1 protein-coding gene is annotated in these 509 nt (G+C 62.9%); it reads left to right on the top strand.

The genetic code is table 11. The features are described 5' to 3' along the window. Positions 1–509: NADH-quinone oxidoreductase subunit H (locus ABD339_RS33655; RefSeq protein WP_344570959.1), on the top strand; the 509-nt coding region annotated here is incomplete at both ends.

Raw genomic sequence — 509 nt, 5'->3', positions numbered from 1 at the left:
GGCGCCAACGACCGTCTGACCACCCAGATGAAGTCTGTCGGCGAAGTGATGGCGATTGGCCGTACCCAGCAGGAATCCTTGCAGAAAGCGCTGCGCGGTCTGGAAGTGGGCGCTACCGGCTTCGACCCGAAAGTGAGCCTCGACGACCCGGAAGCGCTGACCAAAATCCGCCGCGAGCTGAAAGATGCCGGCGCTGAGCGTATCTGGTATATCGCTGACGCGTTCCGCGCGGGCCTCTCGGTTGACGGCGTCTTCAACCTGACCAACATCGACCGCTGGTTCCTGGTCCTGCTGCCGGTGTCCTTCCTGATCTACACGGTCGCGATGGTCGGTGAGGCGCACCGGCTGCCGTTCGACATGCCGGAGTCCGAGGGCGACCTGGTCGGCGGCTATCTCACCGAGTACTCGTCCATCAAGTTCGCGTTCTTCATGATGTCCGAGTACATCCACATGGTCATCGTGTCCATGCTGATGGTCACCCTCTTCCTGGGCGGCTGGCGGGCCCCGGC

This window comes from Streptomyces axinellae, from assembly GCF_039532135.1.
Taxonomy (GTDB): domain Bacteria; phylum Actinomycetota; class Actinomycetes; order Streptomycetales; family Streptomycetaceae; genus Streptomyces; species Streptomyces axinellae.
The sequence above is the reverse complement of the archived record's forward strand: the minus strand, read 5'-3'. Positions and strand labels throughout refer to the sequence as shown.